Origin of the sequence: Nocardia sp. BSTN01 (assembly GCF_015354405.1) — a bacterium.
Lineage (GTDB): Bacteria > Actinomycetota > Actinomycetes > Mycobacteriales > Mycobacteriaceae > Nocardia.
Genome location: NZ_JADKYP010000074.1, coordinates 1 through 25,773 on the forward strand (window position 1 = coordinate 1; position 25,773 = coordinate 25,773).

21 protein-coding genes and 3 pseudogenes are annotated in these 25,773 nt (G+C 62.3%); 13 read left to right on the forward strand and 11 right to left on the reverse strand.

Annotated elements, in window-relative coordinates; translation table 11 throughout:
• Positions 1-289 precede the first annotated feature (289 nt).
• Positions 290-1,564 carry an alpha/beta hydrolase gene (locus tag IRT45_RS32795; RefSeq protein WP_194809676.1) on the forward strand — a complete coding sequence of 425 codons (1,275 nt, stop codon included), beginning with the start codon at positions 290-292 and terminating at the stop codon, positions 1,562-1,564.
• 842 nt (positions 1,565-2,406) lie between these two features.
• Here IRT45_RS32795 and IRT45_RS37330 read toward each other — a convergent pair.
• Complete coding sequence (locus IRT45_RS37330; protein ID WP_228535758.1) at positions 2,407-2,697, reverse strand: hypothetical protein; 291 nt, start codon at positions 2,695-2,697, stop codon at positions 2,407-2,409.
• On the reverse strand, positions 2,664-3,245 hold the full coding sequence (locus IRT45_RS37335; RefSeq protein WP_309241263.1) for a hypothetical protein: 582 nt from the start codon (positions 3,243-3,245) through the stop codon (positions 2,664-2,666). Before IRT45_RS37335 ends, IRT45_RS37330 begins: the two co-directional genes overlap by 34 nt.
• Positions 3,246-3,665: 420 nt before the next feature.
• Between IRT45_RS37335 and IRT45_RS32805 the strand changes: the two genes are divergently transcribed.
• Positions 3,666-4,028, forward strand: a complete 363-nt coding sequence (locus IRT45_RS32805) for a recombinase family protein (RefSeq protein WP_309241261.1) — start codon at positions 3,666-3,668, stop codon at positions 4,026-4,028.
• A 142-nt stretch (positions 4,029-4,170) separates the two neighbouring features.
• Entirely contained in the window at positions 4,171-4,911 is a 741-nt protein-coding gene (locus IRT45_RS32810) for an ADP-ribosyltransferase (RefSeq protein WP_194809677.1), read from the forward strand.
• Positions 4,912-5,144: 233 nt separating this feature from the next.
• On the opposite strand, the gene IRT45_RS32815 is transcribed toward IRT45_RS32810, so the two are convergent.
• Positions 5,145-6,206 (reverse strand): AraC family transcriptional regulator, encoded by a 1,062-nt coding sequence (locus IRT45_RS32815; protein WP_309241262.1) that lies wholly within the window; start codon positions 6,204-6,206, stop codon positions 5,145-5,147.
• 75 nt (positions 6,207-6,281) lie between these two features.
• Here IRT45_RS32815 and IRT45_RS32820 point away from each other — a divergent pair, with 75 nt between their 5' ends.
• The 5 genes from IRT45_RS32820 (at position 6,282) to IRT45_RS32840 (ending at position 12,571) form a co-directional block, all read left to right on the forward strand.
• The gene (locus IRT45_RS32820) at positions 6,282-7,325 is read left to right on the forward strand and encodes a trans-acting enoyl reductase family protein (protein ID WP_194809678.1); all 1,044 of its coding nucleotides are present in this window, start codon (positions 6,282-6,284) and stop codon (positions 7,323-7,325) included.
• Between the two features lie 185 nt (positions 7,326-7,510).
• Positions 7,511-8,899 carry an acyl-CoA synthetase gene (locus IRT45_RS32825; protein ID WP_194809679.1) on the forward strand — a complete coding sequence of 463 codons (1,389 nt, stop codon included), beginning with the start codon at positions 7,511-7,513 and terminating at the stop codon, positions 8,897-8,899.
• An 86-nt stretch (positions 8,900-8,985) separates the two neighbouring features.
• The gene (locus tag IRT45_RS32830; RefSeq protein ID WP_194809680.1) at positions 8,986-9,717 is read left to right on the forward strand and encodes an enoyl-CoA hydratase/isomerase family protein; all 732 of its coding nucleotides are present in this window, start codon (positions 8,986-8,988) and stop codon (positions 9,715-9,717) included.
• A complete protein-coding gene (locus IRT45_RS32835; RefSeq protein WP_228535760.1) occupies positions 9,647-11,272 on the forward strand; it encodes a carboxylesterase/lipase family protein in 1,626 nt (541 codons plus the stop codon). Before IRT45_RS32830 ends, IRT45_RS32835 begins: the two co-directional genes overlap by 71 nt.
• Positions 11,273-11,581: 309 nt before the next feature.
• Positions 11,582-12,571 (forward strand): sigma-70 family RNA polymerase sigma factor, encoded by a 990-nt coding sequence (locus IRT45_RS32840; RefSeq protein ID WP_228535762.1) that lies wholly within the window; start codon positions 11,582-11,584, stop codon positions 12,569-12,571.
• A 288-nt stretch (positions 12,572-12,859) separates the two neighbouring features.
• Here the strand turns inward: IRT45_RS32840 and IRT45_RS32845 are convergent, their stop codons facing one another.
• Complete coding sequence (locus IRT45_RS32845) at positions 12,860-13,540, reverse strand: NADPH-dependent F420 reductase (RefSeq protein WP_194809681.1); 681 nt, start codon at positions 13,538-13,540, stop codon at positions 12,860-12,862.
• A 347-nt stretch (positions 13,541-13,887) separates the two neighbouring features.
• Here IRT45_RS32845 and IRT45_RS32850 point away from each other — a divergent pair.
• Together IRT45_RS32850 and IRT45_RS32855 are read left to right on the forward strand one after the other, a co-directional pair.
• A pseudogene (locus tag IRT45_RS32850) lies at positions 13,888-14,753 on the forward strand (alpha/beta hydrolase fold domain-containing protein).
• Between the two features lie 543 nt (positions 14,754-15,296).
• Complete coding sequence (locus tag IRT45_RS32855) at positions 15,297-15,467, forward strand: hypothetical protein (protein ID WP_194809682.1); 171 nt, start codon at positions 15,297-15,299, stop codon at positions 15,465-15,467.
• Here the strand turns inward: IRT45_RS32855 and istB are convergent.
• Positions 15,462-16,312: pseudogene (istB, locus tag IRT45_RS32860) on the reverse strand (IS21-like element helper ATPase IstB). The gene IRT45_RS32855 and the pseudogene istB overlap by 6 nt on opposite strands.
• Positions 16,309-17,661, reverse strand: a pseudogene (locus IRT45_RS32865) (IS21 family transposase). Before IRT45_RS32865 ends, istB begins: the two co-directional pseudogenes overlap by 4 nt.
• A gap of 435 nt (positions 17,662-18,096) precedes the next feature.
• Here IRT45_RS32865 and IRT45_RS32870 point away from each other — a divergent pair.
• Positions 18,097-18,234: a hypothetical protein gene (locus tag IRT45_RS32870; protein WP_194809684.1), complete on the forward strand. Its 138-nt coding sequence runs from the start codon at positions 18,097-18,099 to the stop codon at positions 18,232-18,234.
• 266 nt (positions 18,235-18,500) lie between these two features.
• On the opposite strand, the gene IRT45_RS32875 is transcribed toward IRT45_RS32870, so the two are convergent.
• The 5 genes from IRT45_RS32875 to IRT45_RS32895 all read right to left on the reverse strand — a co-directional run bounded on the left by IRT45_RS32875 (position 18,501) and on the right by IRT45_RS32895 (position 23,258).
• Entirely contained in the window at positions 18,501-18,743 is a 243-nt protein-coding gene (locus tag IRT45_RS32875; RefSeq protein ID WP_194809685.1) for a hypothetical protein, read from the reverse strand.
• A gap of 24 nt (positions 18,744-18,767) precedes the next feature.
• Positions 18,768-19,763, reverse strand: a complete 996-nt coding sequence (locus tag IRT45_RS37900; protein WP_194809686.1) for an ADP-ribosyltransferase — start codon at positions 19,761-19,763, stop codon at positions 18,768-18,770.
• Between the two features lie 268 nt (positions 19,764-20,031).
• Positions 20,032-21,183 carry an alpha/beta hydrolase gene (locus IRT45_RS32885; RefSeq protein ID WP_194809687.1) on the reverse strand — a complete coding sequence of 384 codons (1,152 nt, stop codon included), beginning with the start codon at positions 21,181-21,183 and terminating at the stop codon, positions 20,032-20,034.
• Between the two features lie 511 nt (positions 21,184-21,694).
• On the reverse strand, positions 21,695-21,910 hold the full coding sequence (locus IRT45_RS32890; protein ID WP_194809688.1) for a hypothetical protein: 216 nt from the start codon (positions 21,908-21,910) through the stop codon (positions 21,695-21,697).
• Positions 21,911-22,322: 412 nt separating this feature from the next.
• Positions 22,323-23,258, reverse strand: coding sequence for a LysR family transcriptional regulator (locus IRT45_RS32895; RefSeq protein ID WP_194809689.1), 936 nt, complete (start codon positions 23,256-23,258; stop codon positions 22,323-22,325).
• 86 nt (positions 23,259-23,344) lie between these two features.
• On the opposite strand from IRT45_RS32895, the gene IRT45_RS32900 reads away from it, so the two are divergent.
• Positions 23,345-24,991, forward strand: coding sequence for a CoA-acylating methylmalonate-semialdehyde dehydrogenase (locus IRT45_RS32900; RefSeq protein WP_228535773.1), 1,647 nt, complete (start codon positions 23,345-23,347; stop codon positions 24,989-24,991).
• Positions 24,978-25,742 carry a hypothetical protein gene (locus tag IRT45_RS32905; protein WP_194809690.1) on the forward strand — a complete coding sequence of 255 codons (765 nt, stop codon included), beginning with the start codon at positions 24,978-24,980 and terminating at the stop codon, positions 25,740-25,742. The genes IRT45_RS32900 and IRT45_RS32905 overlap by 14 nt, the downstream gene beginning before the upstream one ends.
• Positions 25,743-25,773: the final 31 nt, after the last annotated feature.

Here is a 25,773-nt window from a genome sequence, read left to right on the forward strand (position 1 = left end):
GGCGTAGGTGAGAGCCAGCACCACCAGCAGCAGACCACACCACTTACCATGGCACCGAGCACGGCCAGGATCGGCGAGGGCGGGGTGCTGTGATAGCCGTGGAAGTGGGGGTTGTGCGCGAAGGTGACACCCTTGGCTCTATCGGTGAATCACGACACCGTGCTCGTGCACTCTATGGACTGCCTTGCCGTAACCTCGACGACCGACGCAGGTTGGTGCATATCTGACCCGCAAGGGCATGGATCGAGCCGATGTCGAGGCTGGAATTGCGATAATTTGGAGCTGAGCAGTGGAAGGTTACGATCCGCTAAAGGATCCAGGCGATTTCCTTGGGATAGACGGGTTTCATCATTCGGTCATCCTGACTCATCTAAGATACCAGCTGGAGGAGGCTCTCCGCACTGCTAACGAGTCTATTGCCAAAGACTTTTACGGCGAGAAAAGTAAATTACTGTTGCACGCTGCTCGCCATGTCTATCCTGACGCCGATAATCTCGGTTACCGACGGATCAAAGATGCTTGGGGAGCGGAGAGGCTCGCCGGAAATTCGGAGATAATATATCCGAAGATCGGGATCCCGGAGAATCCAAAACAACTCCATGAACATTGGTCGGGACTGTCCATGGCGGAAAAGGATGGCTTGTATCGTGTCGATCCATTCATCGGAAACCGTGATGGTATTCCCCAACTGGAACGAGACAGGTACAACAGGCAAACCCTGGATGTGCTGAGAGCTCAGGCCAAAAAGAGAGGGGATACTGAAGCTCTGGAAGGTTTGGGCAAAATAAAGGGACTGCTCAAACCATCAGATGATGGCCTCCCTCCTTCCTATCTGTCGTATATCGATGGCGAATCACGTTTCGTGTACGCGCTCGACAATCCGGATACTGCCAAGAATGTCGTGATCGAGCTCCTTCCTGCCTCGAGAGGGGTGGAAGCCCGTGTCGAGTATGTAAAGGCAACTGTGAAGCAACTTCGTCAAGCTGCTATATCTGTCGACCCGAACGCTGAGACCTCAGTTATTCTGTGGGGCGCTTACAAAAGTCCGGTCACTTTGCCCGAGGCGCTCTATTACGGACCTGCAGAGAGGGCTGCGGGCGGGGTGCGTCAATACCACGAGGGACTGCGGATCACGCATCAGGGGCCTCCCTCGAACAATCCCACCATCGGTCATTCTTACGGCTCTGTTCTAGGTGGTCATGCAGCTGGGCACGGGAACTCTTTGAATACCGACAACCTGGTCTTCGTCGGTAGTTGGGGTACCGGAGTGAAAAGGGTCGATGATCTACGTTTGACCGGCGTCGTCCCTGAAGACACCAGCAGACACGTATTCGCAACCTTAGCCAAGCACGATCCTGTTCAGCTGATGCCAGCAATACATGAAATACTACCGACTCACCGCGGGTTTCACGCAATTAATATCGGTGCCGATTCCACCCCCAGTAAATACTGGGCTGGATGGAACCCTGAGGTTCACATGACGTCACATTACTATAAATCCGGCAGTCCATCGCTCCGGAACATTGCGCTTATTATGACTGGTCACGGGAATTTGGTGACGTGAACAACCGAGTCACGTCCATTCCGCTGCAAGGAATGACAAGAGGGGACGATATATGCCAACGGAATCCACTCAGGCCGCCGCGCGCGACCAATTGCACCGATGCTTCATCCGAACCCTGCGCATGCTACCCCCAGAGCTGGCGCTGGCGCTCTACAATCCGGAACTACCACTAGCGCATTTCCACAACGGCGTCGTCCTGCCCTGCAATGACAATGGCGATGTGGTTTTACAATTTTTCGATATCTCGTATTGGATAACTGGCACTACCCCCAATAGTATCAACTCGTGCTTCGAGCTGGTTGTGTGGGCATGGAACTATTACGGGTGGCGCACGAGAACGGATCAGAATTCCCGACCACGAACAGCCTTCACGCAAACTCCTGACTACTATGAACTCACTCTCCAGCAAAGCATAAACGGATACCTTAGCATTTCCGGTTCGACACCTCCTTTCAGCCTGGATTCTATTGAGGGAAATCCACTTCCTCAGCTCATTGAACACCCACTCAGCACCGGTCGAACCCAGCCTCGCAACCTGGGGTGCCGTTAAGGCCTCCGATGGTGTCGCCAGATCCCCGGCCCCCAGCTTCGTGACCAGCGTCGACCGACGCAGGCCAGTTGATCCGCTCTTGCGGCAGCGGTGGTGCACCAGGACCAGGGGGCACCCGCGAAGTGTCCTCCGACGCGGTCTTCGTTGGCCCGGAACTCGGCGATCGTCTTGGCATTCCAGTCGTCGAAGGTGCTCATGTCGAAGATCCTCCTAGCGGTGGTGGGTGCCGGGGCGGCAACCGTCTCGGCGTGTTGAGGGTGGGCGCTCGAGACGGTTGCCGGGTTCGGGCGGCTCAGTCGGTGAGGCGCGGGTAGTCGGTGTAGCCGTGTTCGTCGCCGCCGTAGAAGGTGGTCCGGTCCGGGGTGTTGAACGGACCGCCGATGGCCAGCCGGGCGGGCAGGTCGGGGTTGGCCAGAAACAGTGCGCCGAAGGAGAGCATGTCGGCGGTGCCGTCTTCGATCAGCGCCAACTGGTCGGGGCCGGTGATCGCGTCGGGGGTGGCGGGATTGAGGATGAAGGTGCGGGTGAAGAGTTTGCGCAGTTCCACGGTCAGGTCACGGTCGGCGGCCGGACCCATCTCCATGACGTGCAGATACGCCAATCCCAGGGGTTCGATCGCGTTGACGAGAGCGCGGTAGGCGTCTTCGCGGCGATGTCGTCGAGCGGGGTGGCCGGGGAGACGCGCAGTCCGACGCGGTCGGCGCCGATCGCGTTGGTGACCGCGTCGACCATCGCGACAGGGAACCGGATGCGGGCGTCGGTGGGGCCGCCCCAGTCGTCGGTGCGCTGGTTGGCGTTGGTGGACAGGAACTGGTGTAGCAGATAGCCGTTGGCTCCGTGGATTTCCACGCCGTCGAATCCGGCCTCGATGGCGTTGCTGGCCGCACGGGCGAAGTCGGCGATGGTGTCGTGGATGCCTTGCTCGCTGAGCTCGTCCGGTGTGGCAAAGTCCTGCAAGCCGGTGGGCGTGAAGGTCTGCCCGTTGGCGGGGACCGCCGAGGGGCCAACCAGAGTGAGCCAGTCGGGCAGGATGCTGGGGTATCCGATGTGGCCGGTGTGCATCAGCTGCGCGAAGATCGTGCCGGCGGGCAGTATTCGGCGCCCCTGGCATCCACGCCGTCGTCCGAGCAGGACACACCGTGCACGCCGTCAGCCTCGGCCACTGGATCGGCAACGAACAAGCCCCAGAACTGCTGTGCCACACCGGCGTCGCCGGATGGTCACCCACCGCACTCGAACCAACACGCGCAGACGTCACCTGCGCACGCTGCCTACGCAAACTCGGCGGACCTAACCGTGCATCACAGCAACTGCACCTGTTCAGCGATGAACAACCCGCCAGATAACGCCGGAGATCCCGAGCCATTCATCGCCGAAAGTCGCAGGGGGTCGCTGTCTCATATAGGCCGTACGGATGAATTCTCGATGAGGGGTGCTGTCCGTTACGCTTTCGGTCATGTCCGGCAGGTTGATCGGCTATTGCTCCACCGATGCCCAGGATCTCACCGCCCAGCGTGACCGGCTTCGTGAGCTCGGTGTCGCCGACGCTCGGTGCCAGACGCGCGGGCGATCGGTGACGACCTGGCGGCCCGCGGCATCAAGCTGTCCGTCGGCGGGCAGGTGTACGACCCGCGCGACCCGATGGGCAAGATGTTCTTCAACATCCTGGCCACCTTCGCCGAGTTCGAAGTCGACCTGCTGCGCATGCGCACCCGCGAAGGTATAGCCGTCGAGCGCGCCAAAGGTCGCCTGCGCGGCCGTCAACCCAAGCTTTCGGCCAAACAGCGCACCGAGCTGCGGCGTATGTACGTCACCGGCGACTACACCATCGCCGACCTCGCTGAACTGTTCGTATCCCCCGGCCCACCGTCTACCGCACCCTCCAACGCGACAACACCACACAGTCCGTGGTGACATCGCAATGAAGGGGTAGGAGCCGGGGTGCGGGTCAGCAGGGGCATTGCCGATCTATTTCGTGAGCAGATAGTCCCGACGATCCTTCGAGCGGGCGAGGCAGCCGAACGGGATGCAGGAGTCATACGCGAGATCGGAGGTGATGGGGCAAAAGACGGCTGCGCTGGAGGTAGAGAACGCCGACCTGGCGGGTGAGAGGCAGATTCTTGCCAGTGAAGCCGACTCTGCTGGTTCGCCAGGATCGAACGGACAGGCCCACCTGAGTGATTCGGGGAGACCACAGCCTGGCACCGATATTGTGCACGGGCGGCCAACGAGCACGGCCACACGCCCGGAACTGGATCACGTGGACGTGGACGCCATCGTGGACTACATCAAAGGAGGCAACGGATCGATCAATCGGGCGCTCAGAACTGGGCAGCTTCATCCAATCGTCCACACGCGGATCAAAGCCCTCCGGACCGCACTGTCGAAACTTCCGGATTACCGGGGAACGGTCTTTCGTGAAGCCGACATTCCGGAGGAGATACTGGCGCGTTGTCAACGTGGAAACCTTGTTACCGAGGAGTCGTTCATCAGCGCCAGACGAAGAGGGGGTCACTACATCGAAGGCAGAGCCAAGTTTAAAATCAAGTCGAAACATGCGAAGAGTATTTCCGCGTATTCTAACAAACCCCACGAGAAGGAGGTCCTGTTTACGGGCGGGACCAGCTTCGAGGTGACGCGCCGTCGATACAATAGGGTAACGGGGTTTACCAAGATCAGTATGTGTGAGTTGTCATCCTGCAGCACCTGCAAGAACTCTATCGGAATTAAGACGGCGAGATCGAGTCGCCCTGGCCCGGGGGCCACCACGATATCGATTCGTAGCGGGAATTTCTGAAAGGGCTCGAGCCAGGCCAAGGATCCGTGGTGTGACATTCACGATCTGCCCCCAACCGTCGGTATGCACGAGGACCGATGCGAGCCCGGATCGTCGACACGGCGCTGTGCTTCGTTTGCCGCTCCTGACACGATCCTTAACGGCACCCCGGAACCCGAGAAGGCCAGCCATTCGTCCGGGCATCGGCAAAAGGCGGCGGTCGCCTGACCGCTGCCTCCGGGTGGAGTTCCGGTTCAGCGAGCCATTTCGTGTCGCGAGATTTCGCGACGGGACAGTTGCTCGGCTGAGATGGCCTGCCGGTCCGATGTTCCAGTCTGGCTCCGGCGGAATTGTCCGGGTGCGCAACCGAATTCGTGTTTGAAGGCGTGCGCGAACGCGTATTCCGATGCGTACCCGGCATCGCGGGCGATCCCGGCCAGGGGGATGTCGGTTTCGCGCAACTTTCGAGCCGCAAGAGTCATCCGCCACCAAGTGAGGTATGCGATGGGGGGTTGGCCGATGAGAGTTGCGAATCGGCGGGCGAAGGTGGCCCGCGACAGTCCCGTCTGGTCCGCGAGCTCGGCAACGGTCCAGCTGCGGCTCGGCTGGCTGTGCATCGCCTCCAAGGCATCGGCCACTGCGGGGTCTTGGAGAGCCACCGCCCACCCGCTGGCCTGGTAATCGGCCTGTTTGGTGAGCCAGAGGCGCAGGATGTGGAGCAGTAGCGCGTCGAGCAGAGCGCGCAGCATCGCGTCGCGGCCGGGTTTGTCTTCGGCCAACTCTCCGTCGAGAAGGTCGACAACTGTTCCCAGCATGGTGTGACGTGTTGTGGGGGCCGGTAGGTGAATCACGTCTGGGAGATCGTCCAGGATCGGATGCGAGCGACCGCGATCCAGAAGGTACGCACCGCACAGCAGCATGGCGGACGGCTCGGGTTCGGGCCCGTAGGGCGGCGGGGTCGCCGCTGGTTCGACCCGGCGCAGGGAGGTCGGCATATCGTTTAGCGGCCTGTCGGCGCTGTCGGCCAATCCATGGGCTGATCCCCTAGGAAGGAAGACTATGTCTCCCGGCCGCAGTGCGATGGGGCCACCGGAGGGCGGGAGGAGCCAGCAGGCGCCGGCCAACACCACGTGGAATCCAGCCGCCTCGACAGCGGAGAACCGCCGACCGAACGGCGCTCGATGACTGACCCTGGCCGAATGCGGCTTACCAATACGCATCGTCGTCACGACGTCTGACAGCACATCCATTCTGCAATCGTATCGGCAGCCACGGGCAGTGAGACGATTTAGTATGAAATCGAGATTCTTGCGCATTGAAGGTCTTCTCTAATCAGCCATATTCTCGATTCGTTGCGCGACCACGCAGCCTTTCGACGAACAGGAGAAGACATGCCCATCACCGTGTACGGTGCCAATGGCTACCAGGCCAAGCTTGTTCTTGCCGAATTGTCGCGCCTCGATGTGGAGGTTCGCCTTGTGGGCCGCAACGCGGAACGGCTGGAAAACACCGCAACCGAACTCGGGATTTCCCACGTAGACCGCAGGGTGGCTGCGCTCGACGACCACGCCACGCTGGTCTCTGCCCTGACCGGCAGCGAAGCGGTCATCAATTGCGCGGGTCCGTTCACTACTTCCGGCGCGGCGGTGGTAAGGGCAGCGATCGACGCCGGTGTTGGCTACGTGGACACATCGGGTGAACAACTGTATGTCAAGAGCATCTTCGACACCTTCGCCGACGACGCGAAGCGTGCGGGCGTTACCGTGGTGCCCTCGACCAACGACGGGTGCGTACCCCTCGACCTGCTGGCCCGACTGATCGCAGAGCAGACCGGCCCGCTCGCGGAGATCACGGTGAGCCATATCATCAACGGTGGCGCAGGCCCCTCGCGTGGCTCTCTGCGTTCTGCGCTGGCAACGATCGATGCGCTGGCCGGAGGGGGCCTGACCTATGAGGACGGGTCCTGGCGCACCGGGATCCCCGCACGGCACTCGACGATCACGCTGCCTGCGGGCCAATCGATCAAAATGGCCAAGATCCCTCTGAATGAGGTCGTCACAATTCCTCGACATGTGCAGGTTGATCACGTGGAGAGCCTCGTCGAGGCCGAACTGCAAGCCCGGCTGAGTATGCCGATCACCGCAGAGTTGATCGAGTCCCTTCCCCTGGGCCCGGCCGAGCAAGACCGCAGCGGCCAAGAGTTCACCTATCTGCTCGACGCGCTGGACTCCGAGGGTCGGCATACCCGCGGGATCATCCGGGGCGCGGACACCTATGGCACCACCGCCGTCATCGCGGTCGAGGCGGCACGCCGAATCGCCACAGGCGGTACCGAGCCCGGGGTCCTGACACCCGCGCAGGCATTCGACGCCGCCGATTTCCTGGCCTTTTTGTCCGATCACCGATTGAGCTGGGCCATCGAGGCCGCGGAATAGACGATACGGATCAACGCTTTCGCTCGGTCGTGTCGAAAACACAGCGCGGCTGCGTGCTGCGCGGACGACCGTCACGGCCAACGGACATGACACTGTCCGCATCCGGTCTGAGCGCTCACAACTGGAGTGTTTGCTCGCTGGCTCAGCGGAGCATTTCGTTTCACACGCAACGGAGGAAATATCGTATGTTGCTGACTTCGCTTGATCCGGCCACGCCTGATATGCCCGAAGCCGTGCGCGTTGGGACGGAGGCTTTGTCACGAGCGGACCTGCTGGTGGCCGCCACGGCGGTTGCCGACCACGTTGCCGGCGCGCAAGCCGTCGCTATAGCGGCCCATCCACGTCTGGAAACCATTGTGGCGGTCGCGGGATGCCTCATCGCCAACGTGCCGGTAGTCCCCGTCCCCGGTGATGTCGGCACGGCCGAGCGACATCATATTTTGTCCGATTCTCACGCCGAACTGTGGCTCGGCCCACCGAGCGCCGACATCGCGATACCCACTCTCGCCGTCGACATTCACGCCAAGTCATCAGGCAGATACCCCGAGCCGAATCCTGACGACGTCGCAATGATCGTCTACACGTCGGGAACGAGCGGGGCACCCAAGGGTGTGGCGCTGTCTCACTCGGCGATCGCTCACTGCCTCGATGCGCTGGCCGAGGTCTGGGAATGGACCGAAGTCGACGAACTGGTACATGGCCTTCCGTTGTTCCACGTACACGGCCTCGTGCTCGGGGTCCTCGGTCCGCTGCGAATCGGTTCTCGATTGGTCCATACCGTCCGGCCTACCCCACAGGCGTACGCAGCCGCCAGCGGCAGCCTATATTTCGGCGTCCCGACAGTATGGTCTCGAGTCTGCGCCGATCCGGCCAGCGCACGTGCTCTGTCGTCGGCACGTCTGTTGATCTCCGGAAGCGCCGCTCTTCCGACGCAAGTGTTCGACCAGTTGCGACACTTCACCGGAACGGCGCCGATCGAACGGTACGGAGCCAGCGAAACGCTCATCACGGTGAGTGGGCGAAGCTGCCACGAGCGGCGGCCGGGCTGGGTAGGTTTGCGCCTGCCTGGAATCCGGACGCGGTTGCGCGACGAACACGGTGATCCCGTTCCACACGACGGCGAAAGTGTCGGGGAGGTGCAGGTTATCGGGCCGACACTGTTCAGCGGCTATCTCGGCGACTCGACCCGCACGGCCGAAGCGATGACCGACGATAATTGGTTCCGCACGGGCGACCTCGCCGTCATAGATCGTGGAGGGTTCCATCGCATCATCGGCCGCGCATCGGTAGACATGATCAAGTCAGGTGGCTACCGAATCGGCGCCGGCGAGGTCGAGCAAGCCCTGCTGTCCTACCCCGGTATTCGAGAAGTTGCCGTCGTCGGCATCCCGGACACCGATCTCGGTCAACGTATCGTCGCCTACGTCGTGGGCGAACGGGACGATGCGAAACGTATCGAAGACTTCGTTGCCAGCCATCTCTCCGTCCACAAGCGTCCCCGGGAGATCCGCTTCGTCGAGGAGTTGCCGCGCAACGCCATGGGAAAGGTTCAGAAAAGGCTTCTCATTCACTGAGACCGGTCAAGAACAAGGAAATCCCCGTGATTCACAATTCACCGTCCCCGTCGGTTCGAGCGCAGGTCGCACACCAGGTAGCGACAGTGACGCTCGACAACCGCCGGAAGAAGAACGCTCTCACCCGGCAAATGCTGAAGGACCTCGACCAGTGTCTCGACAGGCTTTCCCGCAATAGTCAGGTATCGGTGGTTATTTTGTGCGGAGCCGGGACAGATTTCTGCGCCGGCCTGGACATTGCGGAACTACAGACAACCGTTGATGCGGATCCGATAGAAGCCCTTTTCTCGCAGACGGAGCAGCGGCTGGCCACCTTCCCTAAACCTGTCATCGCAGCAATCGACGGGTCCTGCATTGGAGGTGGCGCACAGTTGGCCATAGCCTGCGACCTTCGCGTCGGCACCGATCGGGCACAATTTGCAGTCACCCCCGCGAAACTGGGACTGCTGTATCCGACACTAGCGCTCAGCCGACTGGTCGGCACCATCGGACCCGCGATGACCAAGCATTTGATGTTTACCGCAGAACCGATCGGCGCCGCGACAGCTCAGCAGATCTGCCTGATCACCGTGCTGACCAAGCCGGAAGATCTGGATCGGTCCGCGCTGGAGCTCGCAGAGACTATCGCTCGCCGGTCACCTTTCACTCTCACGGCCGCAAAGGACATGATCAACGCCGCTATCAACACCGGTATCAGCGAAGAGACCGAACGTCGATGGACACAAGCTCACAATCCCGATCGGCACATTGGGATTAACGCATTTCTGGAAAACCGTGCTGCTGAGTTCGATTCACGACCCGCTCCTGGCCGGTCGTAGCAAGTGCCATCAAACCGAAATCAGAGAGATGAATTCGATGGACATGCCCGAAGTAGAGACGGCGACCGGGACCGTCCGCGGCATCCAGCAGGCTGGAGTCCGAGTATTCCTCGGAATTCCCTACGCGGCTCCTCCAGTCGACACGTTGCGGTTTGCTGCCCCGCAACCAGCGACCCCCTGGTCGGGTGTTCGCGACGCGACCCAAGCCGCCGATTCATCCGTCCAGCCCGCGATCGAGTTCGATGGTACGTTCCCACGGTTGCGGGCGGGGGCTGTGTCGGGACGTGAAGACTGCTTGTATCTGAACGTATACGCCCCGGCCGACCCTGGTCCGCATCCTGTTTTGGTTTGGTTCCATGGCGGCGGAGGCATGTGGGGATCGCCTCAGGAGGTCGACGGCACGCGCCTGGCACGTGACGGAGTCGTAACTGTTATCGCCGCCTACCGCCTGGGTGCGCTCGGGCTGCTGTACCTTCCCGGCGTCTTCGACACCGATGCAGAGGGAAATTTCGCCCTGCTCGACCACCTGGCGGCGTTGCGTTGGGTAAGGGACAACATTGCCGCATTCTATGGCGACCCCACTCGTGTCACCATCGGTGGCGTCTCCAACGGAGGGCGTGGCGTCGGCACCCTGCTCGCGACGCCCTCCGCGCGCGGGCTGTTCCAGCAAGCCGTCGTGCAAAGCGGGACCGGAGTCGGGTTTCTCCTCGCAGAGCCCGGACAGGCAATCGAGACGACCGAGCGAGTGCTGGCCGAGTTAAGCTTGGATTTTTCGAGGGCCGCCGATCTCAGAAAACTCCCGGCCGAGGACATAGTCACGGCACAGACGACGGTGGCGGCCGCTTGGCCGACACGATTGCCGTATCTCCTCGTCCGCGACGGCACGACAGTGCCCAGGCGTCCAATCGACGCGCTTCATGCGGGCATCTCCGCCGACGTTCGACTACTCATCGGTACCACCAGGAACGAGCAGGACGCGGCCATGCCGCTGTCGATCAACGGGAATGAGGGGACCTCCATGCTCGTCATTGCGGACATGTTGGATCGGACACGATCGGCCTACCGGGATCTGCTGCCCACTCACTACAGCGAAGGCGAGGTGACCGCGGCAGCGATTACAGCCTCCGAGTGGTGGATCCCAGCGATCCGCGTCGCCGAGGCTCACGGTAGCGCTGGCGGTGCGACGTGGATGTACCGGCTGGACTGGCGACTGCAGCCGAGAGGCGCGGGACCCGGTGCGCTCCACGGGTTGGATGTTCCGTTCGCCTTGCACAATCTCGACAATCCCCTGTATGCACCATTGCTGGCGATGGCCGATGGTGGACAGAAGCGGCTGCAGTTACTGGCCGAGCAGATGTATCCCGCGTGGCTTCGATTCATTGTCGGCGACGACCCGGTCGGTGCCTACTGGCCACGCTACGACTCCGACACGCGGACAACCTTGATCTTCGACGACGTCTCGTACCTCGCCGAAGACCCGGACAGCGAGCTACGCTCGGTCTGGAACGGGGTGCTGGATCCGGATTCGGACGAGAATATTCACGTGGGCTCATAGCAGCGACATGAAGTCGATCGGCTCCGCGCTCACGAGCTCGGCACGTAAAAGCTGGCCCGGCAACACATTACGAGCAGCGCAAGCCAGGCCAGGCGGGGCGTTTGTCGGCCGAGAGGTCGAGATGGGAACGTGAGTCCCTTGGCTGCCCTGGGGCGCAAATTCCATTTGCGATTGAGCACCGCCACAGTTAGAGGCGGATCGGGCACGGCTGTGTGACTGATATCCCCGAAAAGGGCGTGGCCTGGACAGGTCAGTTTCGGCTGCGGCAGGAGTCCATACATGTGTACCGCGATCCTTGGAGGAAGCTGCATGCGACCGATGACCTCTGCTGACACAGACCGAAACGAGTTTCTGCGCGACGCCCAGCGGCATCGAAACGAGTTGATCGCACACTGCTACGGCATGGTCGGATCGGTCCACGAGGCCGAAGACATTGTGCAGGAGACGTTTCTGCGGGCGTGGCGTGGCTGGGAGTCGTTCGAGGGGCGCTCGTCTGTGCGAACCTGGCTCTACCGGATAGCGACCAATCTCTGCTTGACAGCGCAGACGCACAACCAGCGCAGATTCCTGCCGTCCGGCCTCAGGGCAGCCGAAGCCGCACCGGCGGGGCCGTTCGTCGCCGGGCCGCCCGGAGTACGATGGGTCGAGCCCTTCCCGAACGGGCTCCGCGAGAGCGGCGATGATGATCCCGCGGAGATCTTCGCGGCACGATCTGATCTGCGACTTGCGCTGGTGGCGAGTCTGCAGCATTTGCCGCCGCGGCAACGGGCAGTGTTCATTCTGCGAGAGGTGCTCGCCTATTCTGCCGTAGAAGTCGCCGCGATCCTCGAGATGAGTGTTCCTGCCGTCAAAGGCGCCCTCCAACGTGCGCGCGGTAAACTCGATGAGGTCGCACTTCGACCGGACGTTCTGGTCGAGCCCACTTCTCCGGAAGCCCGTGCAATTCTCGACAGATATATCGAGGCCTTCGAGAAAGCTGACATCGCCGCGCTCACCGGGCTGTTGCGAGACGACACCACACTCGAGTCCGTTCCTATGAGTACCTGGCTGTCGGGCAAGCAGCTGTGTATCGAGCATTTGAAGAAATGGGTCCTTACCGAACCTGGTCACTTCCGGATGTATCCGACGATCGCCAACGGCCAGCCGGCGGCAGTGGCCTACCATCGCGATCGCCTCGACGATGGGTTCACCGCATTCGGGGTTGTGGTGCTCTCGGTCGATGGGCATCAGGTCACCGGCATTACGACGTTCCTCGATCCGGGACTGGTTGAGTTGTTCGGCTTCGCCGAGCACCCGTGATCGATGTCGGCCGGATAGATCCGTGTCGAAGAGTGGGTTGCCCCGAGCCCGTGGCCGGCGCCATCATTCGTGCTGCAGGTAGTGACTGATCGCCTCGATATGAACCGTAGCTAGGCAACGGCCAGCGAGTCCGCCGCCCGGTCCGGGGTTCACCGGCCGTTCGGCTCGGTTCACTATGCCATCATGTTCCGCTGCTAACGAATGGGGGGTGGCGCGGCTACGCCGCGCCACCCCCCATGTCACTTTGACACACGACTTAGGCCGCTGCCGGTCAACTCTCTCGCGCTGTCACCGGGCGATCTTGAAGTTAGTAATCGGCGTACCCAGGATGCCCATCAAGCGCAGTCGGAGCTGCACAAGCATCTCGGTCGCACGGGCACTGTCGAGGCCGCCGAGGTCGACGATATCGGTCCATCCGAAGGATGCGAGCAATTCTACAACCAGCAGCTTTGCATCATCGGCATCACCCGATACGAAGACGGTGTGGTCACCGTTAGCCACCGCTTTCGGATTGGTGAACAAATCGCCGATCACGGTGTTCAACGCCTTTACAACTTTGGCGTCGGGAAATTCGCGTTGAATTTGTTCGGCCAGCGAATCGGTATCTTTGACAAAAAGCGCGGGCGGGAATCCATTGGTGAAATCCAGTGGGTTCGAGATGTCCCAGAGGACCTTGCCGGCGAGGGCGGTCGCGCCGACATGGGCCAACGCAGCGAGAGACGCCGATCCCGACGTTGCGTTGATGACAAGGTCGGCCTCGACTGCGGCCTCGGCGAAAGGCGTCAATCGAACGTCCTGCCGGTTCTCGGCCCACACTGAGAACCCGCTGTTGCCCATACGGTCGGGTTCCGTGCGTGACGACGTGATGGCTATGTCGCGAGTACCCATAGTGATCTCATGCCCCTGTTTCGCCAGAGCTCCGGCAAGGGTGCGCCCGGCAAAGCCCGTGCCGATGACAGCGATCCTCATGGTTGGTCCCTTCTTTCCATAGCAGACTGGACTAGTAGCGGGTGAGTGCTTCACAGCCACTACAGACCTAGACCCGCGGACACGTGCAAAGGAATCGGACCCGGGAAAAGTCGGGCGGTCCGATGGTCGACCAGACTGCCGATTTGCATCGGTCAGGCATCCCACATGACTGAACGTCCCACTTCGCGTCTCGGTGGCCTTCCGGTTCTTCTTGCGGCTTCCGATGGTCTACATCACGACCAGATTGGCAACGTCGGGCGCACGACGAACCCGGCATGTATGAGTAGGAAGAGGACACGATGTCGAACGTGAAGTCGGATATTGTCAGAGACCACTGGGCTAGTATGATGGCCGCCGCCCTGGCCGATCCGGATCAGACGCCGGCGAAGGTTCGCGAGCGGGTCGAGAGGAATTGGCCTAGCCTGACAACGGAACCAGGTGGGGTGGATTACTCCGAGGTCGAAGTGAGCGGACTGCCCGCGCTCTGGGTAGTACCGAAGGGTAGCTCTGCTGATCATGTGATTCTTGGTGTCCATGGAGGCGGCGGGGTCAGCGGTTCGATCTATACCCACCGCAAGCTGTTCGGACATCTGGCCAAGGCCGCTGGCGTTCGCGCCCTGATCGCCGAATACCGCCAGCAGTGCGACCCGGCACCGCTACATGACACCGTCGCCGCCTACCGCTGGTTACTCGATCAGAGAACATCGATGCCACCCGGATCGCGATCGCCGGTGATTCACTGGGCGGCAATCTGGCGGTTTCGGCGATCCTGCAGGCCCACAATCGCCATCTTCCCGTCCCGGCCGCTCTGATTCTGATGTCGCCGTGGGTCGATATGACAGTCGGTAACCAGACCTTCGAGACGAATCGGGAAACAGAGGCGTTCTTTTATCGGGAGGTCGTTCACTCGCTTGCGGCGGCATACCTGGGCGGTACGGATCCCACAGATCCATTGGCGAGCCCGCTCTATGCCGACCTGCAGGCGTTGCCGCCGACCTATATTCAAGTCGGTGGCGACGAGACTCTGCTCGGCGAAAGCGTCCAGTTCGATGTGAACGCGCGCGCAGCGGGGGTCGATGTACGGCTCGATGTCTTCCCCGATCAGTTGCATACCTTCCAGATGGGTGCCGGCTACTCGCCCGAATCCACCGCCGCGATCCGACAGTTGGCTACTTGGGTCCGTCCCAAACTTGGCCTTGACGAGTCCATGTAAGTGGGGTACCGGTAAGGGCGGTGTCACCAGCCGCAAGTCGGGGTGATGTCCCGCGAGTTGCGGGGTAAAGATCTTGTTCCCAGCCCCACTTGCGCTGTGCCCGTGGCTTTCTGGGGGTAGCTTGCACGTCTGTAGCGCATGAGCTAGACCAGGACGAGTCGATCGACCGTTGGACGTTGGTCGGGGACAACCCGAGCTGATCGGTTGCAAGCGGGGCGCGACGCGCCTCAGGTTCGCGGTCTTGCTCCGCTTGTATACCGACAGGGGCCGGTTTCCCACGCGGCCGCGCGGAGAGGTGACAGTTCGGTGCTGGCGTCGATCCGGTCGGATCCGGGAAACGTCAGCCTGAACACGATGCTGACCGAGTCAGCAAGCTGGAAGTGGTCCGTGCGGTTGGTTTGCCGGACTAGGTGTTGGCCGACATCTCCCCGAAGATCGTGAAGAGCTGGCTGCGTCGTTGCACCGCCGATTCCGGGAGATCACTGACACCCTCGTCGAGCTGGCGAACTCGACGGTGCACCGAACCAGCGCGCCGAGGTGCAGATGACCAACGAGTCGATCAAGGAGTTCACGCGGGTCACCGGCAAAGAGAACCTGCTGTTCAAAGTCCCCGAGGCCACGGTCGACGCCGGGTACAAGCTAGTGACTGCACTCATCGAATTTCCCCAGCCGGGCTCGTCGAAATGCCCCACCCGTGAGCGGTGCTGGTTATAGAGGTTCGCGGTTTCCAGTCGTGGCCCGGCGGAGGTTGTCGGTGGTGGCCTGGTGGTCGCGTAGCCGGTAGGAGTCGCCGTCGAGGTTGATCACCATCGACCGGTGCAGGAGTCTGTCCAATAGGGCTGCGGCGACAGTGTTATCGCCGAGGATTTCTCCCCAGGATCCGACGCCGCGGTTGGTGATGATCGCGATCGAGGTCTTCAAATATCGTTGCGACACAACTTGAAACAATGCTGACGCCGCTTCTGCCGGTAACGGCAGGTAGCCCAGTTCGTCGATCACCAGCAGCGCTGGTCCGGCGTAGAACCGCATTGTGGTGGCCCACCTGCCCTCGATCGCGGCGCGGTGGCAGCGGGCGGCGAGGTCCGCGGCGGTGGTGAAGTAGGTGCGGTAACCGGCGTGTGCGGCCGCTCGTGCGAGTCCGGTCGCCAGGTGTGTCTTGCCGGTGCCCGGGGTGCCGATGAGCAGGACGTTGGTGGCGGTTTCGAGGTAGCGGCAGGTGCCGAGTTCTTCGAGTAGTGGCCGGTCGATCCCGGACGCGGCATCGACGTCGAAATTCTCCAGCGACGCCGGGGTCGGCAGGTTCGCGAACCGTAGTCGGCCGGTGAGGCGGCGGGCCTGGGTGTCATCGACCTCGATCCGCAGCAGCTTCTCCAGCGTCGCTGTCGCCGAAAGATTCTGCGCGGCGGCGTCTTCCAGCACCAATGGCAGTGCTTCGGCAGCGGCGTGCAGTTTCAGCATCGCCAGATGCGAGCCCAGTTGCTGGTAGCGGGTCGCGGTCTCGTCGGCGCCGACGGCTTGGTGGCGCGGCGGGTGGTCTTGCGCGGGCCTGGGCTGGTCATTTGCGGCTCCTCGCGGTCGCGGCGCGCTCGTAGGCGGCCAGATCGGTGACAGTGGCGTCGGTGGCGGTGTCCGCGACGGTGGTCGTGGGGTCGGCTGCGGCGCGCAGAGCCGCGGCGGCGGCTCGGGCAGCGTCGCCGGGCGGGATGCGTTCCTTGCGGCGGTGCGGGCGACCGGTATTGGCCGCGGCCATCGCCGCGGCATCGAGCGCGACGACGTGGCCGTGGTCGCGGACGGTGGCGCCGTGCCCGTCGGCGGCGCGTTCATGCCGCGCGATCACGATGCCGGCGGTGGTGGCGATGTCGATGTGGTTGCCGCGCAAGGGTTGCGCGACCACAACAGTCGCCGACGCCAGCTCGGGCGGGACCGAGTAGCGGTTGCCGCGCCAGGAGATCATCGCCTGCCGCGAGGCGATCCGGGGTTCGGCGACCATCGCCGGATAAGGCTCGGCGGGCATGGGCCGCAACGGTTCCCGCGCCGCAACCGTCGCAACGCTGGCGCGGCCGTCGACGGTCGGCCGCAACCGCGTGTCACCGCGCAGCGAACAGAACTTGTCCAATGACGCCTAGGCTTGCTCGACGGTGGTCTCGTCGGCGAGTGTGCGCCACCAGCGTTGCGCGGCAGTGTGATTGGCCTTCTCGACCACGCCTTTGCGGTTGCCGCGCCGGGGCGGGCAGATCGTCGGCACCACCTGGTAATACTTGACGACCGCGGCGAACGAGGCGGTGACCTGCGCGCTGGACGGATGGCAGACCGTGGACATGCGGTCGAATCGCCACGACCCGGTCACCCCGCCCAACGCGCGGGCGACGCGATCCAGGCCCTCGATCAGGTGCGGCTGATCGGTGCTGGGCGCGAGATAGCCGAGCCAACGCCCGGAATGAGCCAGCGACCCGACCAACAGGTGCGCGTTCGCGCCCCACCCCCACGAGCCGGGCGGGTTCGGCAGATCGACCCAGTCCCACTGGGTTTCACCACCCGGCGCGTGCGGGATGACCGCGTTGGGGCGTTCAGTCGCGGTGCGGCACGCCTGGCAGACCGGCCGCAGCCCGCGGGCGCGGATGTTGCGGGTCAGCGACTGATACGACAACGGGAAACCCAGCGGTTCCAGCTCGTCCATCAACGTTTGCGCCCACAGGTGCGGGTCCTCGGTCAGCCGGGCGGGCACGTAGTCGACGAACGGATCGAACGGGTCGGGCCGGTGCCTTCTCCGGACGCCGGGCGTGCGTTCCCCGGCCAGATACGCGCGAATTGTCTTGCGGTCGCGGCCGGTATGCCGGGCGATCTGGAAGATCGTCCAGCCTTGGGCGCGTAGGGCACTGATTTCCACATCTTCCTCACGTGTCAATATGGAAAAGCGGGCCTCCTCCGAAGGAAACTGCTGGTCAGGTGTGGTAACTACCAGCATTGGAGGAGGCCCGCCCTTCACGGCGGAGCCACACGGGACAAATGGGGAATCTCGGTGAGCGTCAGTGGGGAATTTCAGCGAGCGCCGTCACTAGTGGGAGACACCGGCACCGCCTGCGGGGGACCGGGAAGCTATCGATTCTGGAGTTCCGCAGCAACAACACCACCCTCCGGCAGGTGCTCGACGCGCTCCCGTTGATCGGCCGGTACGCGGGATCGAGCCTGCGCTACTACCCGGCAGGCGAGAGGATCCCCGAACGCAAGGCATATCCGGGGACTGGGCGGAGCTGGTGTTCCAGACCGATCAGCACAAGGATCGGCGCGCGGTGCGGATGGTGTACGAGCTCTCTACGCTCCAGGCGCTGGGGGAGCAGTTGCGGTGCAAAGACATCGGGTCGTCGGCACCGACAAGTGGCGTAATCCCGCCCAGCGCACCGGCATCTGGGGCGAATCGTCCACCGCCATCGCCAGCTACTCGACGCATTTTGGGGCGTATGACCTGAACATGTTCATCTAGCACCACTCCCACCACGGCTGTCGCAGGGTGCGCATCTACTGGAGTGTCGAGAAAGGGTCGGTGGTCGTGCACTCCCAGCTGCTGAACTGCTCCGCCTCGGAGGTCCACACGATGGTCGACGACGCGATCCGCCACGTCACGGTGTGGCATGTCTGGCCGACTGCGGGTAGACGGTCAGGAGTCCTACACCCAAATACGCAGCCGGATAGGACTGTGTCCTCGGCACGGATGGTCGCGCTGAGGACACAGTAGACCGGCTGGTCCGGTCAGCCTTGCCGGTTCTTTTGGCGTTGTTCGTTAACCCAATCCTCGTATTCGGTGCCTTCGAAATCGTGGCCGCCGAATCGGTCGGACAGGTGGAAACGCCGCTCTTCTGGAATTGCGGCCCGCGCTTCCTCGAAAGCGGCGAAAGCGTCCTCTATCTCCGCTTTTTCTTGCGGCGTCCGCACGTTGCGATTGATTCTGAACGTCTTGCCGCCGATGTGCACATTTTTCGGTCCCCTGGTCACTCATTCCGGCGTCCTCCTCGCTGCCTAGCGTTCAACCATGCGGATTATGGTACGGCCCGTGGCTGGGTCGATGAACCGATCTTCCACGTCGAACGTTGCCTTTGGAGGGAACAACACTTCTTGTTCGGCCCGAAATGTCGGTTGCGAATATTCTGTGATGTCCTTGCCGGTCTTTGAGAGTATCTGAAACTCGACATCTCCGGGAAACAGTGTTCCGTTGGCGGCCCGTGAGGTGGAGGTGAAACCGCTTTCGGTCACCCTCGCCCCCTTCCGGTAGCGGGCCAGCACTTCAGGCGGCATCTCCGACGACCGCACCCGGCGCGACACCACGCCCTTGTAATCGGGCAACTTCCTGAGCGCCTCATTGATGTTTTCCACTGACAATGCGTTGCCATCCACGCGGCCCGATCTCAATGCAGAATTCAGCTCGCGGCCACCGGATAATGTGTAATCCAGCAGGGCGTCCGAGTCTTTTCTGGTCCACCCGGCGGGGGCGACCCGTGCCGCCCGCGGTTTCGGCAATTCGTCCATCTTCGGCGGTTTTTGGGGGTCCTCGCCGAGATCGGGCAGGGTTTGCAATTCTTTCGAGCTTTTCGCTAGGTCCTGCTCGATTTTCACGCCCTTTTCCATCTCATGGGCAAGTGCCCAATTGATCGATCCGTTGCCTCCTTTGGTGTGGTCCGCGATGGCGTCCACATCCCGGTGATTCAGTTCCGGGGGTGTGACCGCGCTCGTCGGCCGCCCGTGCACAATGTCGGTGCCTGGCTGAGGTCTCCCTGAATCACTCGGGTGGGCCATTCCCCTCGATCCTGGCGAACCAGCAGAATCGGCTTCACTGGCAAGAATCTGCCTCTTACCCGCCAGGTCGGCGGTCTCCACCTCCCACGCGGTCGTCTTTGCCTCACCACCACCGATCTCGCGTATGACTCCTGCATCCTGTTTGGCTGCCTCGCCGGCACGAAGGATCGTCGAGATTATTCGCACACGAAACAGATCGGCAATGGCTCTGCTGATCCGCACTCTGACTCCTAGCCCTTCATGGAGTTGTCACCGCTGGCTACTGGGTACTGTCGCGCTGGAGGGTGTGGTGGGCCAGGACGGCAGGTACTACGTAGGGACCGAGTCGTTCGCTTCTGTTCGTGGCCGAGCCGAGCAAAGCTGTTGATAGGGGACACGTACCTACTCGCGATTCAAGATCACAGAATGGCCGAGCTATCTGGGGGTTTCTCTCGCCGTATGTCAGGGGTGACACGATCTTTAACGGCACCCTAATTAAGGCAAGCCGCCGTCATCCAGTCGTGTCGGCGGATGGGATCGGCCCACTCATCGCGCACCGGATCTGCTGCTGCTCGATAGTCGCGCGCAGCCAGCCCAGTAACATGCGGTTGATCGCCGCGGAATTCTTCTCCTCGGCAAAGGCGTGACCGGTGTCGGGAAGGACCCTCGTCGCTAGGCATGTGTTGGCCAGCAACTGCTTCTCATAGTTGTAGAAGGCCTGCTGGTCAGCACATGTCGGCGCGATCGTCGCCGGTGAGTCGATCGGGTTGTCTTCGCAGTAGTGCCGGTCGTGCTGACCGTCGACGATTAGAGCGGGCACCTGTACTCGGCCACCTTGGGCGAGTGCATCGCCACCTTGTGGGCGGGTCTGCAGTTCGGTTTTCGACAGTGTCCCCTGGTGAGTGGCGGCCAATGCCAGCGTGTGGGGTGTGGTGTCCGGCAAATAGAACAGTCCGACCTTATCGACGCCGGTGGGCACAACGGTGAGGTATCCGTCATCCAGACCAGCCCACTTGGGATCCACTGTGTTGGCGGGCTTCTGATAGAGGGCGTTGAGTTCGGCAGTTTGTGGCGTCACCTGCGGTCCATATCCGGTCAAAATGAGTGCGTCCAATGCCGAAGGGGTGTTCGCGGCTACACCTGCGAGAGTGCCCGATCCCAGGGAATGGCCGATACCGACGACCTTGCTCCACGAGCGGCCGAACAGTGCCGGGTTGTGGCGCAATGCCGACGTTGTTTGTTCGGTAGTGGAGACGATCTCGGGATAAGTGACCGATACGCTGGACCGAGGGATAGTACTGCGGCCCGTGCCGAGCCGGTCGATCGCCAAGCTCGCATAGCCTGCCCGCGCTGCGGACAGTGCAAGGCTACCTTCCGACAGCCCTGGCATGTTCCAATAGTCGGCGTTCTCGGCACCGCCTCCGACGAGCAACAGGACGATGTCGTTGCTTTGGCGCGGCTCGCAGTAATCGCCGGTAATCTGGCCGGATGTCGGCTCTGATCCGATTGTGACCGGGATCTGCACTGTTCTGCAACTCTGTGGTTGATCTTCGGCGGCAGCCGGCGACACGCCGGTATAAACGGCGGCCACCCCGAGTAGGCCGACCGCTAGAAACTTGAGGGACAGTTTTCGCAGTGAGTGCGTTCGGTTGTGTGTGGTCATCAAGAATTCCGATCTGTGGTGAACTTTTTTGGCAATTCTCAGGAGAGGCAGCTTGGCGATGTTCCCGACCTTGCCTCCGCTCGTGGTTACACCGACTGATGAGCAGGAGGTCAGGGCAGACGCGTCAGTCCATGCGAGCGCATCGACTTCAACAGGCGGCGGCATCTTCGTTCGTCCAGCACCGTCGATCTCGATTTCTGTTCTGCCGTCCCGTGGAGTGCCAGTAGTGATGACGTATCCGGGGTTGAGAACTGATCACACTGGACGATCCGAAGGTCGGGCTCGGCCGTAGGACCGGGTACCGGTGCCACGAGAACGGAAGCCTCCCGCCAGCGCGGGTCTCCGACGCGGTCGGTCGGACCGGGACCTGAGTCTGCTCGAGTGACGATGTGTTGCCACGTTGCGCGAACGCGGCTTGACGCTGCCGCAGGGGGTATGTCAGACACGAAAAGATCTACCAGGCCCTCTGCGCCGCCGAAAAATCCGTTTTATCAAGGACGTTGCCCAAATGTCAGCGCGTCAGGCGCGTCTGTCCGTCGCCCACCGTGGAGATCGGCAATTGGGAGAGCGATTTGATCATCGGGCTATGGATAGGTCGGCTATCGCCTTTCACGTCGGCCATGGCAGTCGGCTCGTTCGCATGGATCAGAATCGAGGCCGCGATGAACCGAACCAACCCCCAAGTCAGCACACCTCCGACGCCAGACAACCAGAACCGGTGGTTCACCTTCGCACCGGCCGCGACGCGGAGCTGTTCGATGTCCGCGGCACGCGACGTGTCGGCCCCCGCGCCTAAACGGACACGGGGACCGGTGACCTTGGGTGAGGGTGCAGAAATGGCTCGCCATGGCTTGGCCTATCTGGTGCGCCCCCATGACTTCGCCGACGGCCCACAGGCTACTGATCGGAGCCGTCATGAGGGGCACAACCCAGCGCCGAACGGGTCTCGGCCGGGCTTACTTGCTAACTCACCGAGCGGTGCGTGGCCCTATGCCGGCATCGTCCTGATAGTGGCCGATCTGCGCCCGCTGCCGGGACCGAAATGTAGTCCGATGGCGTTACGGACAAATGCGCCTCGCACGAGCCGAATTCACACACTCTGTTGCACACATGCGCGTTTCGACGCCAGCGCTCGCTTCCTACCGGCCGCCGGGGACACCACGCTGGGGGTCGCGGCCGCCATGCTTCGGCACAGTGAAGTGTCGATTGGTGGCAACCACGTCGCGCAGGAACTCCGCGACCGCCGTCACCCGGCCCATCCGTGCCAAATCGCGAGGCACGGCCAACCAGTATGTGCGGTGGACCGTAAACCCGTCATCGAGCACACTGCGCAGCGAAGTGTCTGTGTCGCCGATATATGTCGGCAGAGGCGCGATTCCCAGTCCACTGCGGGCCGCGATCCAGTGGCCGGTGATGTTGTTGGTCTGAATCGCGACATGCTGTCTGTGCGGCAATGCGCTCAGGAAGCGCAGCGGGGCGACATCGAGCAACACGTCGACATATGAGATCAGCGTATGCGCTCGCAGATCCGACAGATCCCGCAATGGAGGCGATGCAGCAAGGTAGCCGTCGATAGCGTACAGCCGCAGATCGTAGGAGGCCAGCTCTGACGAACGCAGGTAGCGCGGCGAGGGCCGCTCCAGCGTGACCGCCACATCGAAGTGGCGCGCCGAAACGGAACCGTGCTCAGTGGCGGTAACCAATTCGACGTCGAGATCGGGGTGTCGGCGTCGCAGATCCACCAGATGCGGCGTGATCACGAACGCGCCGAACCCATCCGGTGCGACGATCCGGACCGTGCCGGTCAATGCGTCCGGAGCCGCATCGTGCGACTCGAGCGCCGCGGTCACCGCCGCCTCGACCGCCTCAGCCCGGGGCAGCAACCGCGTGCCGGCTTCGGTGAGCCGCCACCCTTGCGGCGCGCGGTCGAACAGCCGGTACCCGAACGATTTCTCCAGCGCAGTGATTCGCCGGCCCACCGTGGTGTGGTCCACGCCGAGAACCCGCGCAGCCTCATTGAGCCGACCCGACCTCGCGACATGGAGGAAGAAACGCAGACTGTCGGCCGTCACCATACGTGACATGCTACGTAGGCAAATCTGCACCACTAAGTGCACGTTTGGCTATTGCCGCGCGCATGGTGACGAAACAGCATTCTTTTATGACTCGAGCAGTTCCCCAGCCTGGCTCAGCGGCAATCATTCCTCATTGGCTCAACGGAAAGGAGTTCGCGGGTAGCGGCGGTAACACGGCGCCAGTCACAAACCCGGCCACCGGCGCAATCACCGGGCGGGTAATGCTCGCCGGTGCCGCCGACGCCCAGGCGGTCATCGACGCTGCCCGAACCGCCTTCCCGGGCTGGCGCGATACCTCGCTAGCCAAGCGCGTCGACCTACTGTTCCGATTCCGCGAGCTGCTCAACGCTCGAAAGAACGAGCTCGCGGAGATCATCACCGCCGAACACGGCAAGGTGCTCCCGGACGCGCTCGGTGAGATCTCCCGCGGGCAGGAAGTCGTCGAATTCGCTTGCGGCATACCGCATCTGCTCAAGGGCGGGTTCAGTGAAAACGCCTCGACCAAGCTGGACGTATTCTCGCTGCGGCAGCCCCTGGGGCCGGTTGCGATCATCGCCCCGTTCAACTTCCCCGCGATGGTGCCGATGTGGTTCTTCCCCATCGCCATAGCCGCAGGTAACACAGTGGTGCTCAAGCCCAGCGAGAAGGATCCGACGGCGGCGATCTGGCTGGCCCGGTTGTGGAGCGAAGCCGGATTGCCCGAAGGAGTTCTCAATGTGCTCCAGGGCGACAAAGTCGCGGTGGACGCACTGCTCGACAGCCACGATATCAAGGCCGTCAGCTTCGTCGGATCCACCCCGATCGCCCGATACGTTTACGAGCGCGGCACGACCACCGGCAAGCGGGTACAGGCGCTAGGCGGAGCGAAGAACCACGCGGTCGTGCTGCCCGACGCCGATCTGGACTTAGCTGCTGACGCCATGGTCAATGCCGGATTCGGCTCCGCCGGGGAACGTTGCATGGCGATTTCCGTACTCGTCGCCGTCGGCGATATCGCCGATGAACTGGTCGCCAAAATCGTTGAGCGCACACAGAGGCTGAAGATCGGTGACGGAACGAGTGGAACCGATATGGGACCCCTGGTCACCGACACCCACCGCCATCGCGTCGCCTCCTACATCGAGGCTGGCGCAGCTGCGGGCGCGACTATTGTCGTGGACGGTCGCGTCATCGAACCCTACGGGGCGACAGTCGATCTGACCGATGGTTTTTGGCTGGGTCCGACCGTCATTGATCACGTCACCCCCGAGATGACCGTTTACACCGACGAGATCTTCGGCCCGGTCCTGTCTGTCGTGCGGGTGGATACCTATGACAAAGCTCTCGAACTGATCAACGCCAATCCCTTCGGCAACGGCACCGCCATCTTCACCAACGACGGCGGCGCGGCCCGGCGCTTCCAGAACGAGGTCGAGGTGGGCATGATCGGCATCAATGTCCCCATCCCGGTCCCAATGGCCTACTACAGCTTCGCCGTCGGCCGCATGTTCTTCCAGATCCTCGGCGCAATAGCCGAATTCGAGCATACCGAGGCGCTACGCCCCCCAGCGCCGCGACAGCGGGCGGCGACTACTGAGTTGGCAACCCCGGGACGGGCGGCGATGGAGTGCTTGGGAGATTTTCAACGTTGGGGATATCTGATGGCCTGTCACGCTCTGGGTTCGCCGTACGGTTGCCAGCGAGTGGAAGAGGCTGCTCGGCAGATGAGGTACAAAGCAGGTGCTGCCAGATGATTTGGCGGGTCGGCCACCGGCCCATGCGATGAAGGAAGCCGCAGAGGCGACTGCCGCAGCGGTCGACCACGCAGCACAGGGCATAGCCCATTCGTGGCGGGGATTGGCTGACACCGTAAACTCCGGTGTCACGACAGCTACCAGTGAAGAAGCGGCCGCTGCGTTCTTGTTAGACACACCTGCACCCAATCTCCGCCAGGCGCTAGAGGACAACGGCGCCGAAGGAGTCGAATACTGGGCGCCCGGCACCGAGGACTGGGGCAAGCCGGCTGCACAGCGGTTCGATACCGTTGAGATGGAGGACGCGGCGATCGAAGCCGATTCGGAGACGGGTGTCAGGTACCTCGACGACGAAGGCGATCGACAACCGTTCCGTCTCGACGCAGGTGACGACGGCCTCCTATATGACGCAAAAGGGGAGCCGTTCGACACCACTGGTGCCGAGGTATTCGACAGATGGGGCCGCCTGAGGCCGCGCCGAGCGCTGTTTGTCATGGACGCCGATGGAAGCTTGTATTCCTCGCTGTTCGGCGGAAAGCGACACAAGTTCCAGCACTCCAGTTTCCTCGCGGGAGGACCGGTCGCAGGCGCGGGTGAGATCGAGGCCGTGAACGGCGAGCTTCGGCTGCTCAACGATATCAGCGGTCACTATATGCCCGGACGGCACTACACGATGCAGGTGGTGAGCCGCCTCCGCGAACTCGGCGTACGTGTCGACTCGGATCAGCTGAGAATCACGGCACCGGAGTGACGCCGGCCCCGAGCAGGTCCGACGACCGAAC

Bases quoted from the DNA above. Each gene is read 5' to 3' on its own strand.
- IRT45_RS37330 (WP_228535758.1), bottom strand. From the start codon at position 2,697: ATGGAGATGGGTCCGGCCGCCGACCGTGACCTGACCGTGGAACTGCGC.
- IRT45_RS32810 (WP_194809677.1), top strand. From the start codon at position 4,171: ATGGGGCAAAAGACGGCTGCGCTGGAGGTAGAGAACGCCGACCTGGCG.
- IRT45_RS32815 (WP_309241262.1), bottom strand. From the start codon at position 6,206: ATGCGCAAGAATCTCGATTTCATACTAAATCGTCTCACTGCCCGTGGC.
- IRT45_RS32820 (WP_194809678.1), top strand. From the start codon at position 6,282: ATGCCCATCACCGTGTACGGTGCCAATGGCTACCAGGCCAAGCTTGTT.
- IRT45_RS32825 (WP_194809679.1), top strand. From the start codon at position 7,511: ATGTTGCTGACTTCGCTTGATCCGGCCACGCCTGATATGCCCGAAGCC.
- IRT45_RS32840 (WP_228535762.1), top strand. From the start codon at position 11,582: ATGCGACCGATGACCTCTGCTGACACAGACCGAAACGAGTTTCTGCGC.
- IRT45_RS32845 (WP_194809681.1), bottom strand. From the start codon at position 13,540: ATGAGGATCGCTGTCATCGGCACGGGCTTTGCCGGGCGCACCCTTGCC.
- IRT45_RS32855 (WP_194809682.1), top strand. From the start codon at position 15,297: ATGACCAACGAGTCGATCAAGGAGTTCACGCGGGTCACCGGCAAAGAG.
- IRT45_RS32885 (WP_194809687.1), bottom strand. From the start codon at position 21,183: ATGACCACACACAACCGAACGCACTCACTGCGAAAACTGTCCCTCAAG.
- IRT45_RS32895 (WP_194809689.1), bottom strand. From the start codon at position 23,258: ATGGTGACGGCCGACAGTCTGCGTTTCTTCCTCCATGTCGCGAGGTCG.
- IRT45_RS32900 (WP_228535773.1), top strand. From the start codon at position 23,345: ATGACTCGAGCAGTTCCCCAGCCTGGCTCAGCGGCAATCATTCCTCAT.